The sequence below is a fragment of the Sodalis sp. RH22 genome (genome assembly GCF_047324165.1).
Classification (GTDB): domain Bacteria; phylum Pseudomonadota; class Gammaproteobacteria; order Enterobacterales; family Enterobacteriaceae; genus Acerihabitans.
Genome location: NZ_CP178731.1, coordinates 4,260,881 through 4,285,720, shown reverse-complemented (window position 1 = coordinate 4,285,720; position 24,840 = coordinate 4,260,881). Strand labels below are relative to the sequence as shown.

The 24,840-nt window shown below is 58.8% G+C and carries 21 protein-coding genes and 4 tRNA genes; 3 read left to right on the top strand and 22 right to left on the bottom strand.

Annotated features, from left to right (window positions below):
- Positions 1–63: 63 nt before the first annotated feature.
- Complete coding sequence (locus ACL2XN_RS19385; protein WP_413729288.1) at positions 64–1,227, bottom strand: FAD binding domain-containing protein; 1,164 nt, start codon at positions 1,225–1,227, stop codon at positions 64–66.
- A gap of 119 nt (positions 1,228–1,346) precedes the next feature.
- The gene (locus ACL2XN_RS19380; RefSeq protein WP_413727555.1) at positions 1,347–2,276 is read right to left on the bottom strand and encodes a LysR substrate-binding domain-containing protein; all 930 of its coding nucleotides are present in this window, start codon (positions 2,274–2,276) and stop codon (positions 1,347–1,349) included.
- 104 nt (positions 2,277–2,380) lie between these two features.
- On the opposite strand from ACL2XN_RS19380, the gene ACL2XN_RS19375 reads away from it, so the two are divergent.
- Positions 2,381–3,082, top strand: coding sequence for a DsbA family oxidoreductase (locus ACL2XN_RS19375; protein ID WP_413729286.1), 702 nt, complete (start codon positions 2,381–2,383; stop codon positions 3,080–3,082).
- 92 nt (positions 3,083–3,174) lie between these two features.
- Here the strand turns inward: ACL2XN_RS19375 and ACL2XN_RS19370 are convergent.
- From ACL2XN_RS19370 to trxA, 16 genes are all read right to left on the bottom strand, one after another.
- Positions 3,175–3,251: transfer RNA gene (locus ACL2XN_RS19370), tRNA-Pro, on the bottom strand.
- A 35-nt stretch (positions 3,252–3,286) separates the two neighbouring features.
- A tRNA-Leu gene (locus tag ACL2XN_RS19365) sits at positions 3,287–3,373 on the bottom strand.
- 14 nt (positions 3,374–3,387) lie between these two features.
- Positions 3,388–3,463, bottom strand: a tRNA-His gene (locus tag ACL2XN_RS19360).
- Positions 3,464–3,526: 63 nt separating this feature from the next.
- Positions 3,527–3,603, bottom strand: a tRNA-Arg gene (locus tag ACL2XN_RS19355).
- A gap of 183 nt (positions 3,604–3,786) precedes the next feature.
- On the bottom strand, positions 3,787–4,527 hold the full coding sequence (gene wecG, locus ACL2XN_RS19350) for a lipopolysaccharide N-acetylmannosaminouronosyltransferase (protein WP_413729285.1): 741 nt from the start codon (positions 4,525–4,527) through the stop codon (positions 3,787–3,789).
- A 27-nt stretch (positions 4,528–4,554) separates the two neighbouring features.
- On the bottom strand, positions 4,555–5,901 hold the full coding sequence (gene wzyE / locus ACL2XN_RS19345; RefSeq protein WP_413721619.1) for an ECA oligosaccharide polymerase: 1,347 nt from the start codon (positions 5,899–5,901) through the stop codon (positions 4,555–4,557).
- Positions 5,898–6,980, bottom strand: a complete 1,083-nt coding sequence (locus ACL2XN_RS19340) for a TDP-N-acetylfucosamine:lipid II N-acetylfucosaminyltransferase (protein WP_413729284.1) — start codon at positions 6,978–6,980, stop codon at positions 5,898–5,900. Before ACL2XN_RS19340 ends, wzyE begins: the two co-directional genes overlap by 4 nt.
- Positions 6,977–8,227 (bottom strand): lipid III flippase WzxE, encoded by a 1,251-nt coding sequence (gene wzxE / locus ACL2XN_RS19335; protein ID WP_413729282.1) that lies wholly within the window; start codon positions 8,225–8,227, stop codon positions 6,977–6,979. Before wzxE ends, ACL2XN_RS19340 begins: the two co-directional genes overlap by 4 nt.
- A 1-nt stretch (position 8,228) precedes the next feature.
- Positions 8,229–9,359 carry a dTDP-4-amino-4,6-dideoxygalactose transaminase gene (gene rffA / locus ACL2XN_RS19330; protein WP_413729281.1) on the bottom strand — a complete coding sequence of 377 codons (1,131 nt, stop codon included), beginning with the start codon at positions 9,357–9,359 and terminating at the stop codon, positions 8,229–8,231.
- A 4-nt stretch (positions 9,360–9,363) separates the two neighbouring features.
- Positions 9,364–10,128, bottom strand: coding sequence for a dTDP-4-amino-4,6-dideoxy-D-galactose acyltransferase (gene rffC / locus ACL2XN_RS19325; RefSeq protein ID WP_410013137.1), 765 nt, complete (start codon positions 10,126–10,128; stop codon positions 9,364–9,366).
- A gap of 42 nt (positions 10,129–10,170) precedes the next feature.
- Entirely contained in the window at positions 10,171–11,433 is a 1,263-nt protein-coding gene (wecC, locus tag ACL2XN_RS19320; RefSeq protein ID WP_413729280.1) for a UDP-N-acetyl-D-mannosamine dehydrogenase, read from the bottom strand.
- On the bottom strand, positions 11,430–12,560 hold the full coding sequence (wecB, locus tag ACL2XN_RS19315) for a non-hydrolyzing UDP-N-acetylglucosamine 2-epimerase (RefSeq protein WP_410013135.1): 1,131 nt from the start codon (positions 12,558–12,560) through the stop codon (positions 11,430–11,432). The genes wecC and wecB overlap by 4 nt, the downstream gene beginning before the upstream one ends.
- 106 nt (positions 12,561–12,666) lie before the next feature.
- Complete coding sequence (gene wzzE / locus ACL2XN_RS19310; protein WP_413729279.1) at positions 12,667–13,713, bottom strand: ECA polysaccharide chain length modulation protein; 1,047 nt, start codon at positions 13,711–13,713, stop codon at positions 12,667–12,669.
- The gene (gene wecA / locus ACL2XN_RS19305; protein WP_413721625.1) at positions 13,710–14,822 is read right to left on the bottom strand and encodes a UDP-N-acetylglucosamine--undecaprenyl-phosphate N-acetylglucosaminephosphotransferase; all 1,113 of its coding nucleotides are present in this window, start codon (positions 14,820–14,822) and stop codon (positions 13,710–13,712) included. Before wecA ends, wzzE begins: the two co-directional genes overlap by 4 nt.
- A gap of 273 nt (positions 14,823–15,095) precedes the next feature.
- On the bottom strand, positions 15,096–16,355 hold the full coding sequence (gene rho / locus ACL2XN_RS19300; protein WP_162367083.1) for a transcription termination factor Rho: 1,260 nt from the start codon (positions 16,353–16,355) through the stop codon (positions 15,096–15,098).
- Between the two features lie 435 nt (positions 16,356–16,790).
- Positions 16,791–17,117 (bottom strand): thioredoxin TrxA, encoded by a 327-nt coding sequence (gene trxA, locus ACL2XN_RS19295; RefSeq protein ID WP_162367082.1) that lies wholly within the window; start codon positions 17,115–17,117, stop codon positions 16,791–16,793.
- A 118-nt stretch (positions 17,118–17,235) separates the two neighbouring features.
- Between trxA and rhlB the strand changes: the two genes are divergently transcribed.
- Complete coding sequence (gene rhlB / locus ACL2XN_RS19290; RefSeq protein ID WP_413729278.1) at positions 17,236–18,531, top strand: ATP-dependent RNA helicase RhlB; 1,296 nt, start codon at positions 17,236–17,238, stop codon at positions 18,529–18,531.
- Positions 18,532–18,536: 5 nt separating this feature from the next.
- Positions 18,537–20,036, top strand: a complete 1,500-nt coding sequence (gene gppA / locus ACL2XN_RS19285) for a guanosine-5'-triphosphate,3'-diphosphate diphosphatase (protein WP_410013131.1) — start codon at positions 18,537–18,539, stop codon at positions 20,034–20,036.
- 104 nt (positions 20,037–20,140) lie between these two features.
- On the opposite strand, the gene rep is transcribed toward gppA, so the two are convergent.
- From rep to ACL2XN_RS19265, 4 genes are all read right to left on the bottom strand, one after another.
- Positions 20,141–22,168: a DNA helicase Rep gene (gene rep, locus ACL2XN_RS19280; protein ID WP_410013130.1), complete on the bottom strand. Its 2,028-nt coding sequence runs from the start codon at positions 22,166–22,168 to the stop codon at positions 20,141–20,143.
- A gap of 266 nt (positions 22,169–22,434) precedes the next feature.
- Positions 22,435–24,006 (bottom strand): IS66 family transposase, encoded by a 1,572-nt coding sequence (gene tnpC / locus ACL2XN_RS19275; protein WP_413729277.1) that lies wholly within the window; start codon positions 24,004–24,006, stop codon positions 22,435–22,437.
- Positions 24,007–24,036: 30 nt separating this feature from the next.
- Positions 24,037–24,384: an IS66 family insertion sequence element accessory protein TnpB gene (tnpB, locus tag ACL2XN_RS19270; RefSeq protein WP_413729276.1), complete on the bottom strand. Its 348-nt coding sequence runs from the start codon at positions 24,382–24,384 to the stop codon at positions 24,037–24,039.
- Positions 24,381–24,707, bottom strand: coding sequence for an IS66 family insertion sequence element accessory protein TnpB (locus tag ACL2XN_RS19265; protein ID WP_413730998.1), 327 nt, complete (start codon positions 24,705–24,707; stop codon positions 24,381–24,383). Before ACL2XN_RS19265 ends, tnpB begins: the two co-directional genes overlap by 4 nt.
- Positions 24,708–24,840: the final 133 nt, after the last annotated feature.

The window sequence follows — 24,840 nt, the reverse complement described above, 5'->3', positions numbered from 1 at the left end:
GCTTTTGGCGAAAGCGACCAAAGTCTTAAGCGTCGCTCAGTGAACGGCGCTTAAGCGAAAGCCTCACGAGCGGCTTGGGAACATCAGATAATTACCGGCTTGCGTACCCTGCTTTTCCAGGTACTTACCGTACATCACCTGCGGCAATTCCCAACGGGCAAGCGCGGCGGCGATGTCATCCGGAGAGGCGGCAAGCTCGTCGGCGAGCGCCAGGGCATTGGCCGCCGCTTTGGCCGTGCTCGCCGCGGTATGTGGCCGCGGGATCGAGGCTGCATCGCCCAATATCGCCACACGACCTGAAACCATTTCATCCGCGGCAAGATCGCGGATCGCCTGGGCGAAGGGATGCTCCGTGGCCGCCACAATCGCGCTGAAAGGCGGCGGCAGCAGTGAACGGGCATCGTCACGCAAATGGGCACGCCATCGATCCGCCAGCATCCCCTCGGGAATGGAATAATGGCGTTCAAGGCCGGCACGATCGGTCATTATTTGTGCAAGCTGCCCGCCATCGGCCACCCGGTACCAGACCCAGTTATAAAGTCGATGGCCGGGCCTGACATCATTGTCTTCGCCAGGCATCAGGTAGCCGAGAATATGCGACCCGCTGTTGTTGGCGAACCCGAAATCGCCGTGCAGAGCCTCGCGCGCGGCAGCGGGCATGGCATCCTCCGGTACCAGTCCGCGCCAGGCGAGGTAGCCGGCATAGCGCGGCTGTACCTGCGGCCAAAAGAGCGAACGCACGGTCGAGCCGCCGCCATCCGCCCCGATCAGCAGGTCGCCGCTTTCACGGCTTCCGTCTTCAAATAACGCCGTAACGGTAGCGGTTGAAAAATCCTGTTCGATCCGCGCCAGGCGCTTGCCTCGATGATAGTGCGACTCACCGAACGCCGTTTTGAGGGTCGTGTAGATAAGTGACCATGAAGTCTGGGTCTGGGGTGCTAAATGCCGGGATTGGATCGCGCCATCCGGCAGGAAGACCGTACGATAGGCTGAACGGACGCCGAGCCTGTCATTGTCCAGGGTAATGCCACCGCGCCGGAATACCTCTTTCACCTCAGGCTGGAGAACGATGCCGCCGCCACGGCTGTCGAGATCGTGAGGCGAACGTTCGAAAATATCCACGTTCCAGCCGATGGCGCGTAGCATGGTGCCGGCAAAAAGCCCCCCGAGCGAACCGCCTATAATCAGCGCCCTGCGTTTTATCTGGTGCGTAGTGATGGTGTGCATAGCGTGCCTCCTGGTTGATGGCAATCACTATGCACCCATTAATTTATGACAACAATTATCTCATTTTAACTATCATCTTTGCGCATTACGCAAAGATAAACGCTACCGTCATCGGGTGTTCACAGCCAGTCGCACGCCTTATCCCAATAGGGTGGGGAACCAAAATGGACGGCGAGGAAATCAATGAAACTGGCAATCTTACTGGACCCGCGCCGGTTAGCCAGATAAACGGCCCAGACCGCGCCTTCTTCCGCGGCCGGAGAGGGGGTCCATTCCCGTAGTACGGGGACGAGCCGGCCGGCGGCGATATCCCCTCCCACCAGCCAGGTCGGCATCAACAACAGGCCGGCGCCGCCAATGGCGGCTTCGCGCAGCATTTCCGAGTTGTTGGCGCGCAGGCTTCCGGAAACGGCGACCTTCTCCTGTTTGCCGCCCCGGCTCAATGTCCACCGGTTACCGGTTGCCTGGTAGTCGAACAACAGGCAGTTGTGCGCGGTCAAATCGCCGGGCTCCCGCGGCGCGCCATGCTCACCGAGATAATCAGGGCTGGCGCAGATAACGCGATGATGGGGCGCCAGCTTGCGTGCAATCAGCGTCGATGGACCGGGCACGCCCAGCCTGAGGGCGATATCAAGCCGGTCCTCGACCAGATTGGCCATGGCGTCGCTCAAATGGAGTTCGAGATGGATTTGGGGAAAGAGTTGCAGGAAAGCGGGGAGAGCCGGCGCAACGTGGAGCCGCCCGAAGGCAACGGGCATCGTCACCTTGAGCAGGCCGCTAGGCGGCCCGGACAGCTCGCCGGCCGATCGGTCAGCGTTCACCAGATCTTCAAGTATACGGCGGCCATCCTCGTAATATTGTCGTCCAGCCTCGGTCAGCGTCACGCTACGAGTCGAACGGTTCATCAGCAGCGTGCCAAGGCTTTCTTCCAACCCATTTACCTGCCGCGTCAGCGAGGATGCCGCCACCCCCAGCCGTCTTGCCGCCGGTGCGAACCCCCCGTGTTCAACCACCGCCACGAAGGCGCCGATCGCCGCGAATTTGTCCATACGTCACCTTTGCATTTTATGCAATGAACTTTTCGATATTGCACTGATTATCATCATAAGGGTAATGAGTGACAATAATTTTACTTCATTACGGGAGATCCATCATGTCCATTCCTGTCACTGTTACGTCTGACTTTATCTGCCCCTGGTGCCTGATCGGCCACCGCCGTCTGGCCAGGGCAATTCGTACGCTTCCCGCGGGCGTTTGCGTCGAAGTTAGCTGGCGACCGTTTGAGCTCAACCCGGACATGCCGGCCGAAGGCATGGACCGTAAAGTCTATCGCGCGCTTAAGTTTGGCAGTTGGGAGCGCAGCCGCCAGCTCGACGCCCAGACCGTCACCGCCGCGCACGGCGATGATGTCGCATTTGATTATGATGCAATAGAAAGGACCGCCAACACCTTCCAGGCCCACCGACTGATGCGATTTGCACAGCGCCACGGCGTTGCCGATGCGCTCGGCAACGCCTTGCTCTCAGCTTATTTCGAGCAGGGCCGCGACATCGGCAACCGGGCTACACTCGCGGAGATCGCCGTTGAACGGGGACTCGCTCGGGATGCCGTCGCCACCTTCCTCGCCGGTGAAGAAGAAAGCGACGCTGTCAGAGCCATTGAACGGGCCTTGCACGATGCCGGCATTCGCGGCGTTCCCAGCGTCGACATCGATGGCGAGGTGATTTCGGGGGCGCAACCGGCCGAAGTATTTACCGAGGTGCTTCTCCGGGCCGCTGAGCGGGCAGGAGCGTGTTGTGCGGCCGACGGGTCCAACGCGCCGACGGCGCAGATGCCACCACCTGACGCCACCTGAACTCCATAAAAAAAAACGGCAGGTCATGATGACCTGCCGCTCTTCTTTTTCTGGTGCTCCCCGCTACCGCATGGGCAACACCATCGGGAATGTGGTCGGCGAGAGAGGATTCGAACCTCCGACCCACTGGTCCCAAACCAGTTGCGCTACCAAGCTGCGCTACTCGCCGTACTGCAACATCTTAAAAAGGGTACTTAAAGGTTGTGGTGCGAAGAGAGGGACTTGAACCCTCACGTCCGTTAAGACACTAACACCTGAAGCTAGCGCGTCTACCAATTCCGCCACCTTCGCATGGCCACTAATGTTGGGGTGACTGATGGGGCTCGAACCCACGACAACTGGAATCACAATCCAGGGCTCTACCAACTGAGCTACAATCACCATTACTGATACTGCTTACCGCAACGTGAAGATACTGCTGACACGGCACTTGCGCACTAAATATGGTGCGCCCGACAGGATTCGAACCTGAGACCTCTGCCTCCGGAGGGCAGCGCTCTATCCAGCTGAGCTACGGGCGCTTAGCGCCGTTGCGGGTGGGGATAGTACGGAATCGCGGCCTGACTGTCTAGTGCTTTTTACTACTTTTGCCGGGTTTAATGACCCTTTGCTCATTTCCTGCCCGCTTAGGTCGTTTTCCCCGCCGTCAAAACGCCATGAGCCCTTCTTTTCGGGTACTTACCCCCCGGCGGGGGGCCGCGCGCCTACAAACGTCCGCTGATATAATAGCCGATAAAGCGTAACAGTTTCAGTTGGCGCCGGAAACGGCTGGGCTGGCTGAACAGGCGGTATAGCCACTCCAGGCCCATGCGTTGCCAGAGGAGGGGCGCGCGCTTTACATGGCCGGTAAAAACATCGTAGGTGCCGCCCACGCCCATATAGAGCGCGCCGGGATAGCTGGCGCGGCAATCGCGCATCAACTTTTCCTGCCTGGGAGAGCCCATCGCCACGGTAACTATAGCGGCGCCGCTGGCCCGGACCCGGGCGAACAGCGATTCCTGCCCGGCCGGGGCAAAAAAGCCGTCCTGCATCCCGACGATGTTAACGTTCCATTTCGCGCGCAGGCGCTCGGCCGTCTGCCCGAGCACATCCGGCCGGCCGCCGATAAGAAAAACCGCCGTGCCCTCCTTGCCCGCCCGCGCCATAATACCCTCCCACAGATCGGCGCCCGCGATGCGCGCCACCTCGGCGGCGGGATATTTGCGGCGAATCGACCGCACGATGCTGATGCCGTCTGCGTACTTGTATTGCGCCTCCGCCAGCAGTTGGGCAAGCGCGGCATCCCGCTCCGAGGTCAGCACCTTTTCCGCGTTGACGGCCACCAGGGTGCCGGTCTTGACCCGTCCGCCGGCAAACAGGTAATCGACGCACTGCCGCTGATCGCGAAAACCCCAGATAACCAAACCGCGAATACGGTATAGGGCGATTCCGTCCTGAATTTCCATTTATTATCCTTACAAAGGCTGACGCGCTTACGATGATGCCTCTGTCGCCCCACGCGCGCGCCTGGGACGGATCAGCCCCGCGCGGTTAAGCAGCCAAAAGAGTAATTTTGCCAGCAGCAGGCACATGCCGAATACCAGGGCGAAAAACACCACGCGCGACGTAAAGGCATCCAATCCCTCGCGGGCCAGTACTATCATATTAAACACGGCGCCAAAACAAAATGCCTGCAGCACCGCCGAACGATAACGGTCCGACGCCGCCTTGCCCCGTTCATACAGGGTATCGAATCCTTTCAGGATAAGCCCCACCAGGATGGCGCCTAAGGGAATAAACACCACGCCGCCCATGACCAGCAGCGAACCGATAAGCGTGGGCGAAATCGCCAGGCCGGAATGATTGTCCAAAACCTCCCAGGTAAAATAATTGGCGGTATTGAGCACCAGGCTGGGGCGGTCCGGCCATAACCAGCCAGGGATAAAGACATAAAAGTCGCGAATCACAGGCGCCAGGCCCTGGAAGGCTATCTTAGGGTAGTTTTGCAGTAACAGCGCCAGATTTTCCCAGGGGGAGAAGGTGTCGCGCGTCAGATACAAAAACGTATAAAACCCCTCGTCGCCGCTGACGTTCAGGCCGTAGCGCTTTAACGCCAGCCAGAACATGGCGGCCACGGCCACCAGACCGGACGCGCCCAGCATCCACAGGCTTATCCAGTTGCGCTGGATGCCGATAAACAAAAACAAGGCGAAGGCGATAATGATATTGGCCCGGGTCCCGCCGACCACCATATAGGTGAAAATACCGAAGGCCACGGTGCTGCATAAAAATAATAGCCAATTGCGCCGGGTGGGGTTAAGGAAATAAATAATTAACATTGCCGGGATAAAAAAATAGAAAAAGCGCTTCAGCGCCACCCCGGTAACATCGCGGGAAAATATCTGGCTGTAGGACTGCAGGCGGAATAATAAAAACCCGTTATGCATAAAGAATATCGCCACCGTGCCGACGGCGGTCAGCGCCAGCAGGATCCAGGTCAAATGCGTTTCCACCCGGTTCAGGGACAATACCGGCCCGGCGGCGGACCGGGAAGAAGAAAACCAGCGGGTTTTATAACTGACATAATAAATCCCGTAAAAAGCGGTGGCGGCCAGCAGCGCTTCCAGCAGGTTTTCCACCGGCGCCACCTGGACATTAAAGCGAAACGCGAGAATGCAGGTCAGCGGAAAACCCAGATAGAAGGTCAATAAATAAAGCAGTGAAAAAAAGACGTTGAAATTAAAGCGTATCCGGCGAAATTCCCGATAGGTCAGGGTCAGCACCAGCAGCACCGAGAGCACATAGACCACCAGCAATCCGCCGAACTGGCCAAGGGTCATGAGCTTGTCCCCGCGGCGGCGGCCAGCGCCCGGCGCCATCCCTGCAGATAATTGGGATAAAAAAAGGCGATACGGCTTTTATCCACGCCGGCCAGTTGCCGTTGCGCCGCGCGCACCACCGATCGGTCGAGCCTGTCGCCGTGAAAAAGCACCGGCACCTGTTCCGCGGCCAAATCCTGCCAAAACGGGTTGCGCCGACTCAGGACAAACGGCACGCCGAACTGGATCAGCAGGCAGAGCGTGCCGATGCCCTGCTGGCGGTTAAACAGGAAATACCCCACATCGCACTGGCGCAACAGCGTCAGGTAAGCGTCAAACGCCACCGGGCGCGTCAGCAGCTCCAGCCGGTCCGCCGGAAACAGTTTCTCCCCTTGCGCCCGCACCCGGGCGATATAGGCCTCGTTATTGGCCGGATACCCCAGCGGCACAATCACCCGCACGTCGGCGCCGAACTGGCGGTGAATCGCTTCCAGCGCCTCCAGGTGGCGATTGGCGGCATCGCCGGAGTTTCCCACCAGCACAGTGAGGGTTTTACCCACCGGCGGCGGCCGGTCAAAACCCAGCGCCGGGTCCATGCGGGTGGGAAAATACAGCGGCGCCGCCGGCACCTGGGGATAGCGCGGGCGATAGACCGACAAATCGCCGACAGTGGCGAACACATGGCCGACCCGCCCCTGGGCGCGGCGGCGCAACAAATAAAACAAACGGTGTTTTACGCTCTGGGATTCTTCATAGAGATCGGCGCCCCAGATATGCCAGCTGACCCGGGCGGCGGGCAAGGTCCCCAGCAGCAGGGCCAGCCAGAGCCGCGGGTTGAACTGCCCGTGCAGGAAGAAACGCCTCGCCGGTTCGGCGGCGGCTAAACGCACCACCGCCCGCGCCAGCGCCCGTTTATCCGCGTAGGTAGCGATAATAAGCCGCGTAAAGGGCGCGAACGGTGCGCTGTCGGCGGCGGCCACCATAAAATGATGGGGTTGTCCCTCGGGGAGATCGCCCGCCAGCCGATCGTTGAAAAAACGCAGCACCGTCAGGTTATGATGCGGGATATCCGCGCCAAGCACATGGGTTAATGGGATCATTTTTCCCTGCAATAAAGAAGAAATACGCCGCTACAAAGTAAAAAATACACTATATAGGTTGCCATATAAGCCTGCGTCGCGCCAAGCGCGCCATGCAGGGGAATCAGCCAGTGCGAAAAACCGGTCAACAACGCGAACTGGCTGATTTCCGTCAGCAGGTAAAAACGCAGCGAGGCCCGGGCTATGACCAGATAACCGAATACGTAAGCGCCCACTTTCAATACGTCGCCTACCAGCTGCCAGGCGAACAGGTCGCGCATCGCCTCGAACTCGGCGGAAAACAGCAGGCGGATAGCCACATCCCTTAACAGCCACAAGACCAGGCTAACCACCGCCACCGCGGGCATCACAAACAGCAGCGACCGCCCGATTTCCCGGGCGACGGCGCGCTTATCGCTTAAACGCGACAGGGTCGGCAGCAGGTAAACGGTAAACGAGGCGGTAATAAACTGCAGATAAGCGTCGGAGATACTGCTGACCCCCTGCCAGATACCCACCTCTTCCCAGCTATAGCGCTGGGCCAGGAGATTACGCATCAGAATATAGGCCAGCGGCAGGGTGAACGATGTCATCAGCGCCATCAGGGTAAATTTGCCCAATTGGCCGGCAAGCTGCCTATCCCATGACGGACGCAAATCGCCCGGGCTAATCCACCGCCGCCGGGCCACCACCAGGGCCGCGGGCAGCAGCGTCACGGCCGGCACCAGCGCCAGTCCGGCCAGCGCCCCGGGGTAACCGCCCAGCCTATAGCAGAGGAAAAAAGCGCCCGCGCCCAGCACGCTGCCGCAGCTGACGGCCAGGGCGTTGCCGGCGGCGTCGCGAAAACCTTTCAGAATAGCCAGCATCAGGTTGGCATAGGCGATACCCAACTGGATAAAGGCCACCGCACGCACCACGCCGGCATAGTCGCCATGGCCGAACAGCCCGCGGCTGATGGATTCGGCGGCCGTTAAAAAAATCACCGCCAGCAGCGTGGAAAACCCCAGCACCATGGCCGACCCGGTGCCCAGCACGGCGCGCAATTGTTGCGGCTGGTGCTGGTACTGCGCCACATATTTGGTGATGCCGTTAAAAATACCCGCGCCGGACAGCACGCCGAGCACGGTCACCAGTTGCCGGAAGTTGCCCGCCTGGCCGACGCCGGACGGCCCGAAAGACACCGCCAGCAGTTTGACCACCAGCAGGCCGACGCCAATCTTGACAAGCGTCGAACCGGCAGTCCATAACGAGGCGCGGGCCAGCGACATATCAGGCGAAATACCGGTTAATCGCGCCGATGACCTGGGATTGATGCTCGTCGGTTAAGTTGTAGAACAACGGCAGCCGCACCAGGCGCTGGCTCTCCAGGGTGGTATAACGATCCTCGCCGCTGAAACGGCCGAATCGCAGCCCGGCCGGGCTGTCATGCAGCGGAATATAATGAAATACCGTCAGGATATCCGCCGTTTTCATATGCGCGATAAACGCCGAGCGATCGGCGATATCCCGCAGCTTTATATAAAACATATGGGCATTTTGCCGGCAGCCTTCCGGCACCGTCGGCAGTTCGATACGCCCCCGTTCCGCCAGCGGGAGCAGCGCGTCGCGATAGCGGTTCCACAGTTCCAGGCGGCGGCGGTTAATGATATCGGCGGCATCCAGTTGCCCCCAGAGATAGGCGGCCTGCAAATCGGCCATCAGGTAGCTGGAGCCGATATCGCGCCAGGTGTATTTATCCGCCTGGCCGCGAAAGAACTGGCTGCGATTGGTGCCTTTTTCACGCACGATCTCGGCCCGGTCAACCAGGGTGGCGTCGTTGATGAGCGTGGCGCCGCCCTCGCCGCCGGCGGTGTAGTTTTTGGTTTCATGGAAACTGAAACAGCCGATATGTCCCAGGGTACCGAGCGGTTTCCCGCGATAGGCGGACATCACGCCCTGGGCGGCATCCTCGATGACCGCCAGGCGGTATTTCGCCGCCAGCGCCATGATGGCGTCCATTTCGCAGGCGATGCCGGCATAATGCACCGGCACGATAGCGCGGGTTTTCGCGGTGATGGCCGCCTCGATAAGCGTTTCATCGATGTTCATGGTGTCGGGTCGGATATCGACGAACACAATGGTCGCGCCGCGCAGGACAAACGCGTTGGCGGTGGAGACAAAGGTATAGCTGGGCATGATCACTTCATCGCCCGGCCGGATATTCAACAATATGGCCGCCATCTCAAGCGACGCGGTGCAGGAAGGCGTCAGGAGTGCCTTGGGGCTGCCAAAACGCTGCTCCAGCCACCGCTGGCAACGCTTGGTAAAATCGCCGTCGCCACACAGCTTGCCGCTGCCCATCGCCGTGCGGATAAAGTCGATTTCAGTGCCCACCACCGGTGGGGAATTAAACGGGATCATGTTGTCACCTGTATAACCAGTAGGCGGTGCTGTCAACGTTGGCACCGCATGCGATGTAGAGTCGTAGCGCGGCGATATTGCCGGCCTGGGTGGCGACACGCAGGCGCGATATCCCCTGCAGGCGGCACCATGCCAGCGCGCCGGCGCATAGGATGCGCCCGATGCCCCGGCCGGTAAGCGCCGGGTCCACCGCCAGCAGGCCGATACGCGCCTCATCCGTGCCGAGTCGCCGGAGCGTCACCATGCCTTCGACGGCCCCGGGCCGGCCCTTGACCAGGCAGAGATCGTCAAAAGCGCCCAGGATGGCATTTTGTGCCCAAACGGCATAGAAACGACGGCAGTCCGCGCCGCGGTACCAGGGTTCGCGAAACCGGCTTAGCCTGAACGCCGCCGACGCCAGCAGGCCGACGGCCGCCATGTCGTCGCGGCCGGCCATGCGCAGCGCGCCGCTGCGCCCGCTTTGGGCGCGGTTTCGCGCCGCGCCGGTGGTCGCGCCGTTAATGACATCCTGGGCATCACCGCCGCCGTCCCGTTTCGGCACCCGCAGGCAGCAATCAATTTCGCCTTCTACCAGCCGGAAGCCCAGCACAGCCAGCGCATCCGCCAGCGCCAGGCTGTCGGCCGCCACCTTGGCCTGTACCACCTGGAACGCATCCAGGGCGGAAAGGGTCAGCGGCGCGGCGGCGGGATCAAAATTGAGTTTGCCGCTGGTTAAGGTGAAAAAATCACTTTCCCACTCCAGCGGTTCGATAGTGGCATGCACGGACATAGGGTCCACCCGATGGCTAGCGGCCGAAGCCGGGGTTGCAGCTTAGCGCCAGACACCTTTGGTATCGATAATCCAGCGTTGCGTAATATCGGCCGGGGGGCGCGCCCTGAATTGACGGTGATCCACCAGCATTACCAGTATATCCGCGCTATCCAGCGCGCTGTCCAGCCCCGCCAGGGTGGCGAGACCCGCGAGCGACGCGGGCAGTTGCGTCACGTTCGGCTCCACCGCCAGGGTCTTGCCCACATGCCATTGGGCTATCAGCCGGGTAATGGCGACCGCGGGGCTTTCGCGCAGATCGTCGATATCCGGCTTAAACGCCAGGCCGAAGCAGGCGATGGTCAGCTCATGGGCGCGTTTGCCGCTGTGCGCCAGGCAATCAGCCACCGCCGCCTTGACCCGGTCCACCACCCAGAGCGGCTTGCCGTCGTTGACCAGGCGGGCGGTATGGATAAGGCGGGCCTGGCCTGGATTCTGCGCGACGATAAACCAGGGGTCGACCGCGATGCAATGCCCGCCGACGCCGGGACCCGGCTGCAGGATATTGACCCGCGGATGGCGGTTGGCCAGACGGATCAGTTCCCAGACATTAATATCCTGATCGGCGCAAATCAGCGACAGCTCATTGGCGAAGGCGATATTGACATCCCGAAAGCTGTTTTCGGTCAGCTTGCACATCTCGGCGGTACGGGAGTTAGTGACCACACACTCACCTTGCAGAAAAATCCGGTAGAGCTCGCTGGCGCGCGCCGAACAGCGCGCGGTCATGCCGCCGATCACCCGATCGTTTTTGATCAGCTCGGCCATGATTTTGCCGGGCAGCACGCGCTCGGGGCAGTAGGCGATATTGATATCCGCCTCCTCGCCCGCCGTCTGCGGAAAACGCAGGTCGGGGCGCGCCTCGGCCAGCCATCGCGCCATCTGCTCGGTGGTGCCCACCGGCGAGGTGGACTCCAGGATAACCAGATCCCCGGCTTTAAGGACCGGAGCCAGCGAAAGCGCCGCCGCGCGCACATAGTTAAGGTCGGGTTCATGCCCGTCCATAAACGGTGTCGGCACCGCAATCAGAAACGCGTCGGCCGCCACCGGCCGGGTTACCGCCGTAAGATGTCCCTCTTCGACGGCGCGTTGCACCACGTCGGCCAGGTCCGGCTCGACAATGTGAATTTTGCCGCGGTTAATGGTCTCCACCGCACGCTGGTTCACGTCCACACCCACCACTTTTTTGCCGCGCGAAGCAAAGGCGGCGGCGGTGGGCAGGCCAATATAGCCCAGGCCGATAACGGAGATCTGGTCAAAACTCATACTGTCACCTGATTATTCTTTAACGCGTCGATAATTCGCTGGCAGGCCTGCCCATCCCCATAGGGATTATGCGCCCGGCTCATGGCCAGATATTCATCGGCGTCGGTCAATAAACGGGAGACCGCCGCCTGGATGGTTTTGGGATCGGTACCCACCAATCTCACGGTGCCCGCCGCCACCGCTTCCGGGCGCTCGGTGGCGTCGCGCATCACCAGCACCGGTTTACCGAGGGACGGCGCCTCCTCCTGGATGCCGCCGGAATCCGTCAGGATCATATAGGCCCGGTCCATCAGGTAAACAAACGGCAGGTAGTCCTGCGGATCGATAAGTTTAATATTGGGGATACCGCTTAAAATGCGGTTAACCGGCTCGCCGACATTGGGATTGAGATGGACCGGGTAGACCACCTGCACCTCGGGATGATGGCGGGCAATATGCGCCAGCGCGCTGCAAATGCGCTCGAAGCCGTCGCCGAAGCTTTCGCGCCGGTGGCCGGTGACCAGGATCATCTTTTTCTGCGGGTCGAGAAAATCGTAGCGCGTCTCAAGCCCGGCGCGCAACCCGGCGTCATTTAAAATGCTATCGCGAACCCAAAACAGCGCATCGATAACCGTATTGCCGGTAACGAATATCCGTTCCCCCGCCAGCCCTTCGCGCAGCAGGTTTTGCCGCGCGTTCTCGGTGGGCGAAAAGTGATACATCGCCAGATGGCCGGTTAATTTACGGTTGGCTTCCTCCGGCCAGGGCGAATAAAGATTGCCGGTGCGCAATCCGGCCTCCACGTGGCCGACCGGGATTTGCTGGTAAAATGCCGCCAGGCTGGCGGCCAGTGTCGTGGTGGTGTCGCCGTGTACCAGTACCACATCCGGACGAAATGACGCCAGCACCGGTTTCATGCCGGTGAGGATACGACTGGTGATTTCCGTCAGGCCCTGATCCGGACGCATGATATCTAAATCATAATCAGGTACGATTTCAAACAAACGTAACACCTGATCGAGCATTTCCCGGTGTTGGGCCGTGACGCAAATCCTGGATTCAAAGGCCGGGTCCTTGGCCAGGGCCAGGATAAGCGGCGCCATTTTTATGGCTTCCGGCCTTGTGCCGAAGACTGTCAACACTTTCACAGCAAATTCCTTTCCGTCTCAAATAAGCCTTACGCGTGGCTTCTCTATTCTGCCGCGTAGTGGCGGCGCACCCATTCGGATTAATGGCAGTCCCGGGGCTTTGCCCTTAGCGGCGGCGGCCCAGCGCAACGCCGGCCCCGACCAGGCCGCCCATAGCGCCCCAGAGAATGAGCAGGAAAATCCGGCGCGGTTTATCGCGTTTAACCGGTTCCTCGGGCGTCCTTAAATAACGGTAAGTCTGGAATGTATTCTGCAGCGTCGGGCCGACATTAAGCGTGGCCAGCATGGCCCGATTCTGATCGTATTCCACATCAAAACCGGGACCGGCCGCCTGCAGGGCTTCCAGCCGCGCCTGCAGCACTTGTTCTCCCAACAGGAACAACCCCGACTGCGGCAATTGCTCCTCGGGGACCGTGATCTGACTATGACTGATGCCCTGCCGCTTGGCAATATCCAGGGCATGGCGCAGCGCGCTCAGGTCGCGATCATAAATGGCATTGGCCACCGCCTCCTGGCGCTTGACCTGCGCCTTGAGTGAGATGGTGCGCGCCGTCCAGGCGCCGATGATATCTTCATTCAGATGACCGGCGGCGCGCTGGCTGGCAAACGCCACATAACGACGCAGCAGCAGATTGGCGTCCGCCGCCGTTTCGGCGGTGAGGGTCACCTGATCCGGCAATTTTTTGGCATCATCCCTCGGCGAAAACTGGATATTGCCGATCATTTCATCCAGCAAGACCGCATCGGCATGGGCGTCGCCCTGTTTGCGCGAGGTATAGTAATCGGCTGCCAGCCAGAAATCGCGGCGGGTGTCATAGGAGGACAGCTGGCGGATAAATTCCTGGTACGCCTCGTCGCCGATGCCCGGCATATCCGAGGTGGGCAAGGCGGTATTTTTCACATCCAGGTTACGCAGGAACTGCTGCTGGGAAAAATAGCTGCCGAGCATGTTCACCGTCGGTTTATCGGTGACCGCCGCCGCGGTCCATTCCTGCTTTACCAGATAAGAATAGACCAGGGCAAGAACCGCAAACACCAGGGCGGTGCCGATAATCCAGCGCTTGCCGCGCCACAGGGCGCAAAAAAGCCCCCGCATATCCAGCTCGTTATCCAGCGCCGCATCGCGGGCCGTCGGTTGGGTTTCTGATCTCATTTTTGTCCCGCATTACGGTTAGTGGGTCTCTGTTTGGCGCCGAACCGCCGCTTGGTGCGTTTAACGAAGCGCGCCACCCGCCAGGCGCATTTCAGCAAATAGCCGTAGAGTAAAAAAACCAGGATGAACAACATAAACATCAGCCAATCGGGCCAGATGAACCACTGTTCGCCCGCCACACCGAACGCGGCCAGGATGGCGGCGGTAACGGTAATAATAACAAAGGCTTGCCGTGAACTGAAGCCGGCGCGCATGATAAGGTGGTGGATATGCTGCCGATCGGGAGAAAAGGGGCTCATGCCTTTACGCATGCGGCGGTACATGATGGCAATCATATCCATCAGGGGGATGGCGATAATCCACAGGCCGGTGACCGGGTTCATGGGATGCCCGGTGCCCTGGGTGCTTTGCAGGATAATCCAGATAATGCTGAAGCCGATCATGGTGCTGCCGGCGTCGCCCATAAACACTTTATAGTGGCGGCCGAACAGGCCGAGATTCAGCAGGATATACGGCAAAATGGCGGCAATCAGGGCAAAACACCACAAGCCGAGGCTGGGATTGTTGTCCTTGAACATCAGGATGCCCATGGCGCCGAGCGAGACGCAGGATAACCCGCCGAGCAGCCCGTCGATGCCGTCCACCATGTTAAACGCGTTGATTGCCGCCCACACGGCGAACAGCGTGACCGGATAACCAAAATAAGGTCCGAGCACCATTTCCCAAGGGCCGAACACATATCCCAGGCTATTAATATATAAGCCGCCGAAGTACATCATGGTGACGGCGACCAGCGCCTGGATGGTGGCGCGGGACTTGACGCTGATATCAAAACGATCGTCGAGCGCCCCGGTCAGCACCAGGACGCCGGAGCATAGCAGATACAGGCCAATATGCGGCACGAAGTGATCGGTATAAATGAACGTGAAACAGATGCCGGCATAAATGGAGATACCGCCCACCAACGGGATTTGCCCATGGTGTCGTTTGCGGTAATTGGGTTTATCAACCAGGCCGATCTTTTGCGCAACCTTGCGGGAGAAAAACAAAAAAACCATTGAAAATAAAAAAATAGCGAAAAAATCAGTACTCATATTGAGTAGGTTCACAATAGAAAGCTCTCTGCATCCATCAGGCTGTTAGAAGCGCCACCGATGTAGACGCCCCCCACTCTCTGCCTCAATCGTCACTGGGTTAGGTGACACTGAAATATTGATTTGTCATTTTTTTCGTCACACCCGAATCTCCGTCGGGTGAACTGAAGCAAAAGGCCGCTTGGCTAAACGCTATCCGTCAGGCAGCGGCAAGTAAGAACTCACTATCCTAGCATTAGAAACAAAAAACGCCACGTCTTGACGTGGCGTTACCCGAGTTTTTGTGAATTACGAGCGTTTCATCATATCGAAAAACTCGTCATTGGTTTTGGTCATCGCTAATTTATTCATCAGGAATTCCATGGCGTCGGTTTCGCCCATCGGGTGGATGATCTTACGCAGGATCCACATTTTCTGCAGCTCTTCCTGAGTAGTCAGCAACTCTTCCTTACGGGTACCGGAGCGGTTATAGTCAATCGCCGGGAAGACACGTTTCTCGGCGATTTTGCGCGAGAGGTGCAGTTCCATATTACCGGTACCTTTAAATTCTTCGTAAATCACTTCATCCATCTTCGAGCCGGTGTCAATCAACGCCGTGGCGATGATAGTCAGGCTGCCGCCCTCTTCCATATTACGCGCCGCGCCGAAGAAGCGTTTTGGCCGGTGCAGGGCGTTGGCGTCCACACCACCGGTCAGCACTTTACCCGAGGCGGGGACCACGGTGTTGTAAGCGCGGGCCAGACGGGTAATGGAGTCGAGCAGGATGATGACGTCTTTTTTATGTTCGACCAGGCGCTTGGCTTTTTCAATCACCATTTCGGCGACCTGAACGTGGCGGGACGCCGGCTCATCGAACGTTGACGCAATCACTTCGCCTTTGACCAGTCGCTGCATTTCGGTCACTTCTTCCGGCCGCTCATCGATCAGCAAGACCATCAGGACGCAATCCGGATGGTTGTAGGCGATGCTTTGCGCGATATTCTGCAACAGCATGGTCTTACCGGCCTTCGGCGGCGCCACGATCAGGCCGCGCTGGCCGCGACCGATAGGCGCGGCCAAGTCCAGCACGCGCGCCGTCAGATCTTCGGTGGACCCGTTGCCTCGTTCCATGCGCAACCTGGAGTTGGCATGCAGCGGGGTTAAGTTTTCAAACAGGATTTTGTTACGGGCATTTTCCGGTTTGTCGTAGTTGACTTCATTCACCTTCAGCAGCGCAAAGTAACGCTCGCCCTCTTTCGGCGGACGGATCTTGCCGGAAATGGTATCGCCGGTGCGAAGGTTGAAGCGGCGGATCTGGCTGGGGGAAACATAGATATCATCAGGGCCGGCCAGGTATGAGCTGTCGCCGGAGCGGAGGAAACCGAATCCATCCTGCAATATTTCCAACACGCCGTCGCCAAAGATATCCTCTCCACTTTTCGCGTGCTGCTTTAAAATGGCGAAGATGATGTCCTGCTTGCGCATACGGGCCAGGTTTTCCAGCCCCATGTTTTCGCCGAGAGTAATTAGCTCAGAAACCGGCGTATTTTTTAATTCGGTAAGGTTCATAATGGTGGGTTCTTAAACTCGGGGTATTTCTCGAACTGTTTTTGTGAATGGTATGGCAGCGTAAAATCGTGCCTGTCTAACGGCATTTAATCCCAGCGCATCCCGTTTGGGCTGATGAACAGCAATTCATGCAAAATGAGTACAAGAAGACTGAAGATTGAGAGCGCCTAAAAACGGATCAATTCAAATCCAGGTGGCTTGAACACCTTGCTTGTAACGCCTGTGCCGTTTATCAGCCGTTTATGGTTCAACAAACGGTTCGACCAACTGTTCAACAACAGGACTCGGACAAAGAGTAAAGCTCAGATTCAAACTACAGGTAAGATCTAAATGCAGTGGACATAAACTTAGCACGGTTCTTGGCGGGCGTCTAGCGGTCAATACGAGAAAACATAGTGAACGTCAGGGCCCGTTGAGATAACCGTTTTTTGCCGATTACAGGTTTTTATTCAGGAACTCTTTCAACTGGCTGCGGGACAGCGCGCCGACTTTAGTCGCCACCACTTCGCCGTCTTTGAACAACAGCAGGGTGGGAATGCCGCGGATGCCGTATTTGGGCGCGGTGGCCGGATTTTCGTCGATGTTCAGCTTGGCGATAGTCAATTTACCTTCGAATTCATCAGCGACTTCCGCCAGGATGGGCGCGATCATCTTACAGGGGCCGCACCATTCCGCCCAGAAATCCACCAGGAACAGTCCCTTTGCCTGCAACACGTCCTTTTCGAAGCTGTCGTCACTTACGTGAATAATTTTATCGCTCATGTTCTACTCCACAGGATTATCATTACCCGGCTGGTTTAAGGTTAACCAACGACGGGTTGACTTTATTTCACTGGATACGCTTTCGTAATGCAATAGTTAACTGTTATTCTACCACACTATGAGCAAAACACACTTAACCGAAAAGAAGTTTTCCGACTTCGCCCTGCACCCGCTGATTGTTGAATCTCTTGAAAAACAAGGGTTTAATAATTGTACGCCTATTCAGGCGCTGACATTACCCATCACCCTTGACGGGAAAGATGTCGCGGGACAAGCGCAAACCGGTACCGGAAAAACGTTGGCATTCCTCGCCGCCACGTTTCATCATCTACTCACCCAGCCTGCCAGCGAGCAGCGCCAGACCAATCAGCCAAGGGCGCTGATCATGGCGCCAACCCGCGAACTGGCGGTGCAAATCCACTCCGACGCTGAACTCTTAGCCCAGGCCACCGGCCTGAAAATGGGTCTGGCCTACGGTGGCGATGGTTACGACAAGCAGCTGAAAGTGCTCGAATCCGGGGTGGATATCCTGGTTGGCACCACCGGCCGCCTGATCGATTATACCAAGCAGAATTATATTGATATGGGCGCTATCCAGGTGGTGGTGCTCGACGAAGCCGATCGTATGTTCGATCTGGGCTTTATCAAGGACATCCGCTGGTTGTTCCGTCGTATGCCCGCCGTTGAACAACGTTTGAATATGCTGTTCTCCGCCACCCTTTCATATCGTGTACGCGAGCTGGCGTTTGAACATATGAACAACGCTGAGTATGTGGAAATCGAGCCGCTGCAAAAAACCGGCTATCGTATCCAGGAAGAGCTTTTTTATCCTTCCAATGAAGAAAAGATGCGCCTGTTACAGACGCTGATTGAAGAAGAGTGGCCGGATCGCTGCATTATTTTCGCCAACACCAAGCACCGGTGCGAGGATATCTGGGGCCATCTGGCCGCCGACGGCCATCGGGTCGGGTTATTGACCGGCGACGTATCGCAAAAAAGGCGCCTGCGCATCCTGGAGGATTTTACCCAGGGCACGCTGGACATCCTGGTAGCCACCGACGTGGCGGCGCGCGGCCTGCACATCCCTTTGGTCACGCATGTGTTCAACTATGATTTGCCCGATGACTGCGAGGATTACGTGCACCGCATCGGCCGCACGGGACGTGCCGGCGAAAGCGGCAGCTCCATCAGCCTGGCATGTGAGGAATATGCGTTGAACCTGACGGCGATTGAAAGCTATATTGGCCATCAGATCCCTGTCAGTAAGTATAACAGCGACGCGCTGATGACCGACCTGCCGGCGCCGAAACGCCTGACCCGCGCACGGCCGGGCACGGGTCCGCGCCGCCACTCGGCACCCCGCCGCAGCGGTGCGGGCGGGGCGCCACGTCATAACCGTAAACGTCCGGGCTGAACACCATGCTAAGTTGCACCTCGCTCTATGCCGCCATTGACTTAGGTTCCAATAGTTTTCATATGTTGGTGGTGCGCGAGGTGGCCGGCACCGTCCAGACGCTGGCGCGCATCAAGCGCAAGGTGCGCCTGGCCTCCGGGCTCAATGCCGGCAAGGCGCTGACTCCCGAGGCCATGCAGCGTGGCTGGCAATGCCTGCGGCTGTTCGCCGAACATCTGCAGGACATTCCCGCGGCGCATATCCGCGTGGTCGCCACCGCCACCCTGCGCATCGCCACCAACGCCGAGACGTTCCTGGTGACCGCGCGGGAAATCCTGGGTTGCGATGTCCAGGTGATTAGCGGCGAAGAGGAGGCCCGGCTGATTTATCAGGGCGTGGCCCATACCACCGGCGGATCGGATGAGCGCCTTGTGGTGGATATCGGCGGCGGCAGCACGGAACTGGTGGTGGGACGCGGCGCGCAGGCGCTTGAGCTGTTCAGCCTGGAAATGGGCTGCGTCACCTGGCTCGATCGCTGGTTCAGCGATCGCAGCCTGACCAGGGAAAATTTTGATCAGGCGGAACAGGCGGCGCGCGCCATGATCCGCCCGGTGGTGTCGAAACTCCTGGCCTGCGGCTGGCAGGTCTGCGTGGGCGCCTCGGGCACGGTGCAGGCGCTGCAGGAAATCATGGTCGCCCAGGGCATGGACGAACAGATAACCCTGAGCAAGCTGTTGCAGCTCAAACAGCGGGCTATCCAGTGCGGTAAGCTCGAAGAGCTGGAAATCGAAGGCCTGACCCTCGATCGGGCGCTGGTTTTCCCCAGCGGCCTGTCAATCCTGCTGGCGGTATTCCATGAGCTGGGCATCAAGACCATGACGCTCGCCGGCGGCGCGCTGCGCGAAGGCATTATGTACGGTATGCTGGATTTACCGGTGTGCGAGGATATTCGCGAACGCACGCTGCAGAATATGCAGCGCCGCTACCTGCTGGATACCGAGCAGGCGCAGCGGGTCAGTTCCCTGGCGGCGGATTTCGCCCTGCAGGTGGCCAAGGCGTGGCAGCTGGACGAACGATGTTTTGCCATCCTGCACTGTGCGACCATGATTCATGAGATTGGACTGAGCATCGATATTAAAAACGCCCCGCAGCACGCCGCCTATTTGGTGCGCCATACCGATTTACCGGGTTTTACCCCGGCCCAGCAAAAGCTTATCGCCACCCTGTTGCAAAACCAGAGCCATCAGATCGATGTGGCGCAGCTCAGCCAGCAAAACAGCCTGCCGCCGCGCATGGCGCAGCGGCTGTGCCGGTTGATGCGCCTGGCGATTATCTTCGCCAGTCGCCGTCGGGACGAAACGGTGCCGGAGGTGAAGCTGCGGGCCCTGGACGATACCCTGCACGTGCTGTTACCCCACGCATGGCTGGCGCAGCATCCGCTGCGCGCCGAATACCTGGAGCAGGAAAGCCAGTGGCAAAGTTATGTCCACTGGCCGATGCTGCTTGAGGAAATGGAGCCGCTTTAGCACAAACTGCCGTAACCCCGGACTGCGCGGGGTTACGCGCCGGTTCCCCGGCACGGTGCGCAACCCAATCGGCCGGCCCCGCTATCCGCTGCGGTGCCGGGCGGTCAGTGCTCCTGTCCCTTGGCTTTCGCCAATTGCGCCTTGATGCTGGCCAGATGGCTTTGTCCCCGTGACATGCGATCCTCCGGGCTGACCACTTTGCGCACGCTTTCCCAGGCCAGATCGTCCTGCGGTAGCTCCAGCAGGAAACGGCTCGGCTCCGGCCGGATAGTCTCGCCGTACTGACGGCGCTCGCGGCATAACGTGAAGGTAAGCTCTTTTTGCGCCCGGGTGATGCCCACATACGCCAGCCGCCGCTCTTCATCAATGTTATTTTCATCAATGCTGCTTTGATGGGGCAACAGGCCCTCTTCCATCCCCACCAGGAACACGTAGGGAAACTCCAGCCCCTTGGACGCATGCAGGGTCATCAGCTGTACCTGGTCCAGTTCTTCATCGTTCTCGCCCCGCTCCATCATTTCGCGCAGGGTAAAACGGGTTACCACCTGATCAAGTGTCATCGGCTCGTTAAGATCCGACCCCTCCAGCATCTCGGTCATCCAGCTGAACAGCTGGTTAACGTTTTTCATGCGCATTTCAGCGGCCTTGGGGCTGGGCGAAGTTTCATGCAGCCAGCTTTCATATTCCATACCGTGGATCAAATCGCGCACCGCCGGCACCGGCTCCTGCTCCGCCAGCCGGGCAATGCCGGCCATCCAATGGGTAAAACGTTGCAGGGATTCCAGGCCGCGCCCGCTCAGCGTCTGGCTTAAACCCAGATCAAAACTGGCGTCAAACAGACTTTTATTGCGTGCCGAAGCCCATTCCCCCAGCTTTTGCAGGGTGGCCGGACCGATTTCCCGCCGCGGCGTATTCACCACACGCAAAAAGGCGCTGTCGTCATCCTGATTGGTCAGAACGCGCAGGTAACACAGCAGGTCCTTGATCTCCGGCCGGGAAAAAAACGAGGTGCCGCCGGAAATTTTATAGGGAATGCGGTTTTGCATCAGCATTTTTTCAAACAGTCGGGACTGATGGTTACCCCGGTAGAGAATAGCGTAATCGCGATAACGGGTTTTACGGATAAAATGGTGGGCGATCAGCTCCCCCACCACCCGCTCCGCCTCGTGATCCTCATTATTGGCGGTGATCACCTTCAGCGCCTCGCCGTAGCCCAGTTGGGAAAAAAGCTTTTTTTCAAACAGGTGCGGGTTATTGGCGATCAGGATATTGGCGGCTTTCAAAATACGCTCCGTGGAGCGGTAATTTTGTTCCAGCTTGATCACCGCAAGCGCTGGAAAATCGCGCTGCAGCAGTTCCAGGTTTTGCGGGCGCGCGCCGCGCCAGGAGTAAATGGACTGGTCGTCATCCCCCACCACGGTAAAACGCGCGCGGCTGCCCACCAGCATCTTCACCAGTTCATACTGGCTGGTATTGGTATCCTGATACTCATCCACCAGCAAATAGCGCAGGCGGTTCTGCCAGCGCTCGCGCGCCTCGGCGTCGCGTTGCAGCAACAGGGTTGGCCGCAGGATCAGATCGTCGAAATCCAGCACATTGCAGGCGCGCAGATGGGCGTCATAGAGCGCATAGCAATGGGCGAACAGTTTGTCGCGTTCGGTACGCGCCGCAGCCTGCGCCTGAACAGGATCGAGCAGATCGTTTTTCCAGTTGCCGATCGCCGACGCCAGCTGCTTGAGCAGATCCTTATCCCCTTCCAGCCACTGTTCCGTCAGATCTTTTAACAGGGCCGATTGATCGTGCTCGTCAAACAGCGAGAACTTCGCCTTCATGCCCAGCGCTTTGTATTCCCGCTTGATAATCTCCAGGCCCAGGGTATGGAAGGTGGCGATGGTTAAACCGCGCGCCTCCTGCCGTCCCAGGGTCTGCGCCACGCGCTCCCTCATTTCCCGCGAGGCTTTGTTGGTAAAGGTCACCGCCGCGATATGCCGCGCCTGATAGCCGCACTGGCGGATAAGGTGGGCGATTTTATTGGTAATGACGCGCGTCTTGCCCGATCCGGCGCCGGCCAGCACCAGGCAAGGCCCGGTAACAAATTCGACGGCGTGCTGCTGGCTGGGGTTCAGGCGCATGGTGATTTCCTGGGATTGATAATGATAAACGACGGCCTGGGATTGTAGCAGAAAGGCGGGACGAGGTTGATACCTAACGCAGGACGATGCCCGCATAGTATCCAACCAGATTATGCGCGGGATTTTCTCCGGGCGCGGATGAAAGAACCCCACAAACGGAACCGGCCTGGTCGTTAAAATATCCGGGCCCCTACAGCCCGGCCGGCAACATTAGCCTGCCGGAAGTCCACGGCAGAGTAAGCGCACGCCCAGCGCCGTATTGACAGTTATTCAGCAGGAATATTGAGATTCCATGGCAGGAGCTCTTTGATCTTATTGATGGGATGATCCACTATATTAGCCAGCACATGGCGCAGATAGGCTTCCGGTTCGACGCCGTTCAGTTTGCAACTGACGATCAGCGTATACATCAGCGCGGCGCGGTCGCCGCCGCTGTCCGACCCCATGAAGAGATCATTTTTCCGGCCCAGGCTCACCATCCGCAGCGCGTTTTCCGCGATATTGTTATCGATCTCCGCCCAGCCATCGCCGGCGTAGTAACACAACGCCTGCCAGTGGTTCATCAGATAATAGTTGAACGCCTTTGCCGTATCGGCCTGTCGCGGCAATGTGGTGAGTTTTTCCCTGATCCAGCTCTCCAGGCCCATCAGTAACGGCTGGGTTCGCGCTTCGCGCACCTGTTGTCGTTCTTCGGCCGGGCGCCCCCGGATGTCGGCTTCGATAGCATACAGTTCACCGATCCTCTGCAGGGCTTCGGTGGTGGTTGGCGACGGATGGCGAACATGGATATCATGGATTTTACGCCGGGCGTGGGCCATGCAGCCGACCTCGCGGATAGGGCCTTCTTCGTATGGCGGATTGAAGCCCGCGTACGCATCCGCCTGCAACAGTCCGCTGAACCCGGCCAGATGCGTTGGCGGATGAATCCCCTTGCGGTCCGGGCTGTAGGTGAACCACACCGCGGGTGGAAGTCGCGAACCGGCATTGCGGTCGTCACGCACATAGACCCACAGCCGGCCGGTTTTCGGTTTACCTTTGCCGGGTTGCAGCACGTCCACCGGCGTGTCGTCGACGTGCACCTTGCCGGTGTCCATAACATAGTCGCATACCGCGTCGGCCAGCGGCGCCAGCAGATTACTGCACAACCCCACCCAGCCGGCCAGGGTGGCCCGGCTCAGTGTGACGCCCTGACGGGCAAAGATTTCCGATTGTCGATATAGCGGCGAGTGCTCGGCGTATTTCGCCGTCATCACGCGCGCCAGCAGGCCCGGACCGGCGATGCCACGTTCGATGGGGTGCGACGGCGCCGGCGCCTGGACGATGACATCGCAGCGGGCGCAGGCTTTCTTTTTACGCCGGGTTTTTATCACCTTGAACGCGCTTTTAATCAGCTCAAGCTGTTCGCTGACATCCTCGCCCAGCGGCTTAAGGTCGCCGCCGCAGGCGGGACAGGCCGGCTCCTGCGGCTCCAGGCAGCGCTCTTCACGCGGCAGGTGTGACGGTAAAGGCCGACGTACCGGTGAGGGGCGTAAGGCCGGCGGCACCGCCGGGTCCTCGACACGCGCAGACTGGGACGTCTCTTCCGTCAGTAGCGCTGCCAAGCGCTGCTCCAGCCGGACGCTCTGCCGCCCGGCCTTTTCCGAGCTGCGGCCGAAGTACAGGCGCCGCAGTTTCGCCAGTTGCGCCAGCAGGCGGTCGATTTCTGCTTTGCGTGCGTTAAGGTCATTGTGCAGGGATGCGATGGTCGCCTGTTGTTGCGCGACCAGCGTTTGTTGTTGCAGTACCAGCGCTTGCAGCGCGGGCACATCAGTAGGCAAGGCATGATTTTTTCGTTTCATGCCAGGATGTTAAGGGAAGCTATCGGGTTATTACAATATCGCCAGGTTAAACGAAGTGCGTTCCGGTTGTTTCCAATTTATTTCTTTAAACAGCATCGATAACCGGGCTGGCGTCAGGAAGACTTTTCCCTCCCGGGATTGCGGCCAGACCAAGCGGCCGCGCTCAAGGCGTTTTGCCGGCAGGCACAGGCCGTCACCGGTCGACCAAAACACCTTTGTCAGGTTGCCGCGTTTTTCCCGGAAGACGAAGACATGGCCGGACAGCGGGTCTTGCTGGAGGGCGGATACGACCTGGCCGGCCAGGCCCTGGAAGCCCTTTCGCATGTCAGTCTGACCGGCGACCAGCCAGATACGGGTGCCCGCCGGTAAGCCGATCATGATTGCGGGCCTTGCATGAGTTCACGAACCAGGACGGTCAGCAACTCGGCCGAAGGTGACGTCAACATCATCCGTCCCCGGGGAAATGTGATTTCACAGGAACAGGGGTGCTCCAGCTGAGATCTCTGCGGGGCCGCAGGCGTCGCGGGATTCCCGGTGATATGGATAGGTAAAAGCGTGGTGGCTGGCGGGGCGTGACCGGCTTTGGGCTGACGGCGGGTAACCCGTCCTTCACACTCGAACAAGCGTATCCATTTGAACAGGACATTGTCATTCACGTTCTCGGCAACGGATGCGCCTGGTTGTAGCGCAAGCTGAACCAGCTTTAACTTCAGTTCTGGAGAGTAGAACTGGCGAGGCGCTGAAGAGATAAAAGTTCGTTTTAGCCAGATCGATACCGGTAATTTTCATTTCAGACAGGGTATCCCTCTTACTTTTTCTTCTGATTAAAGTTTA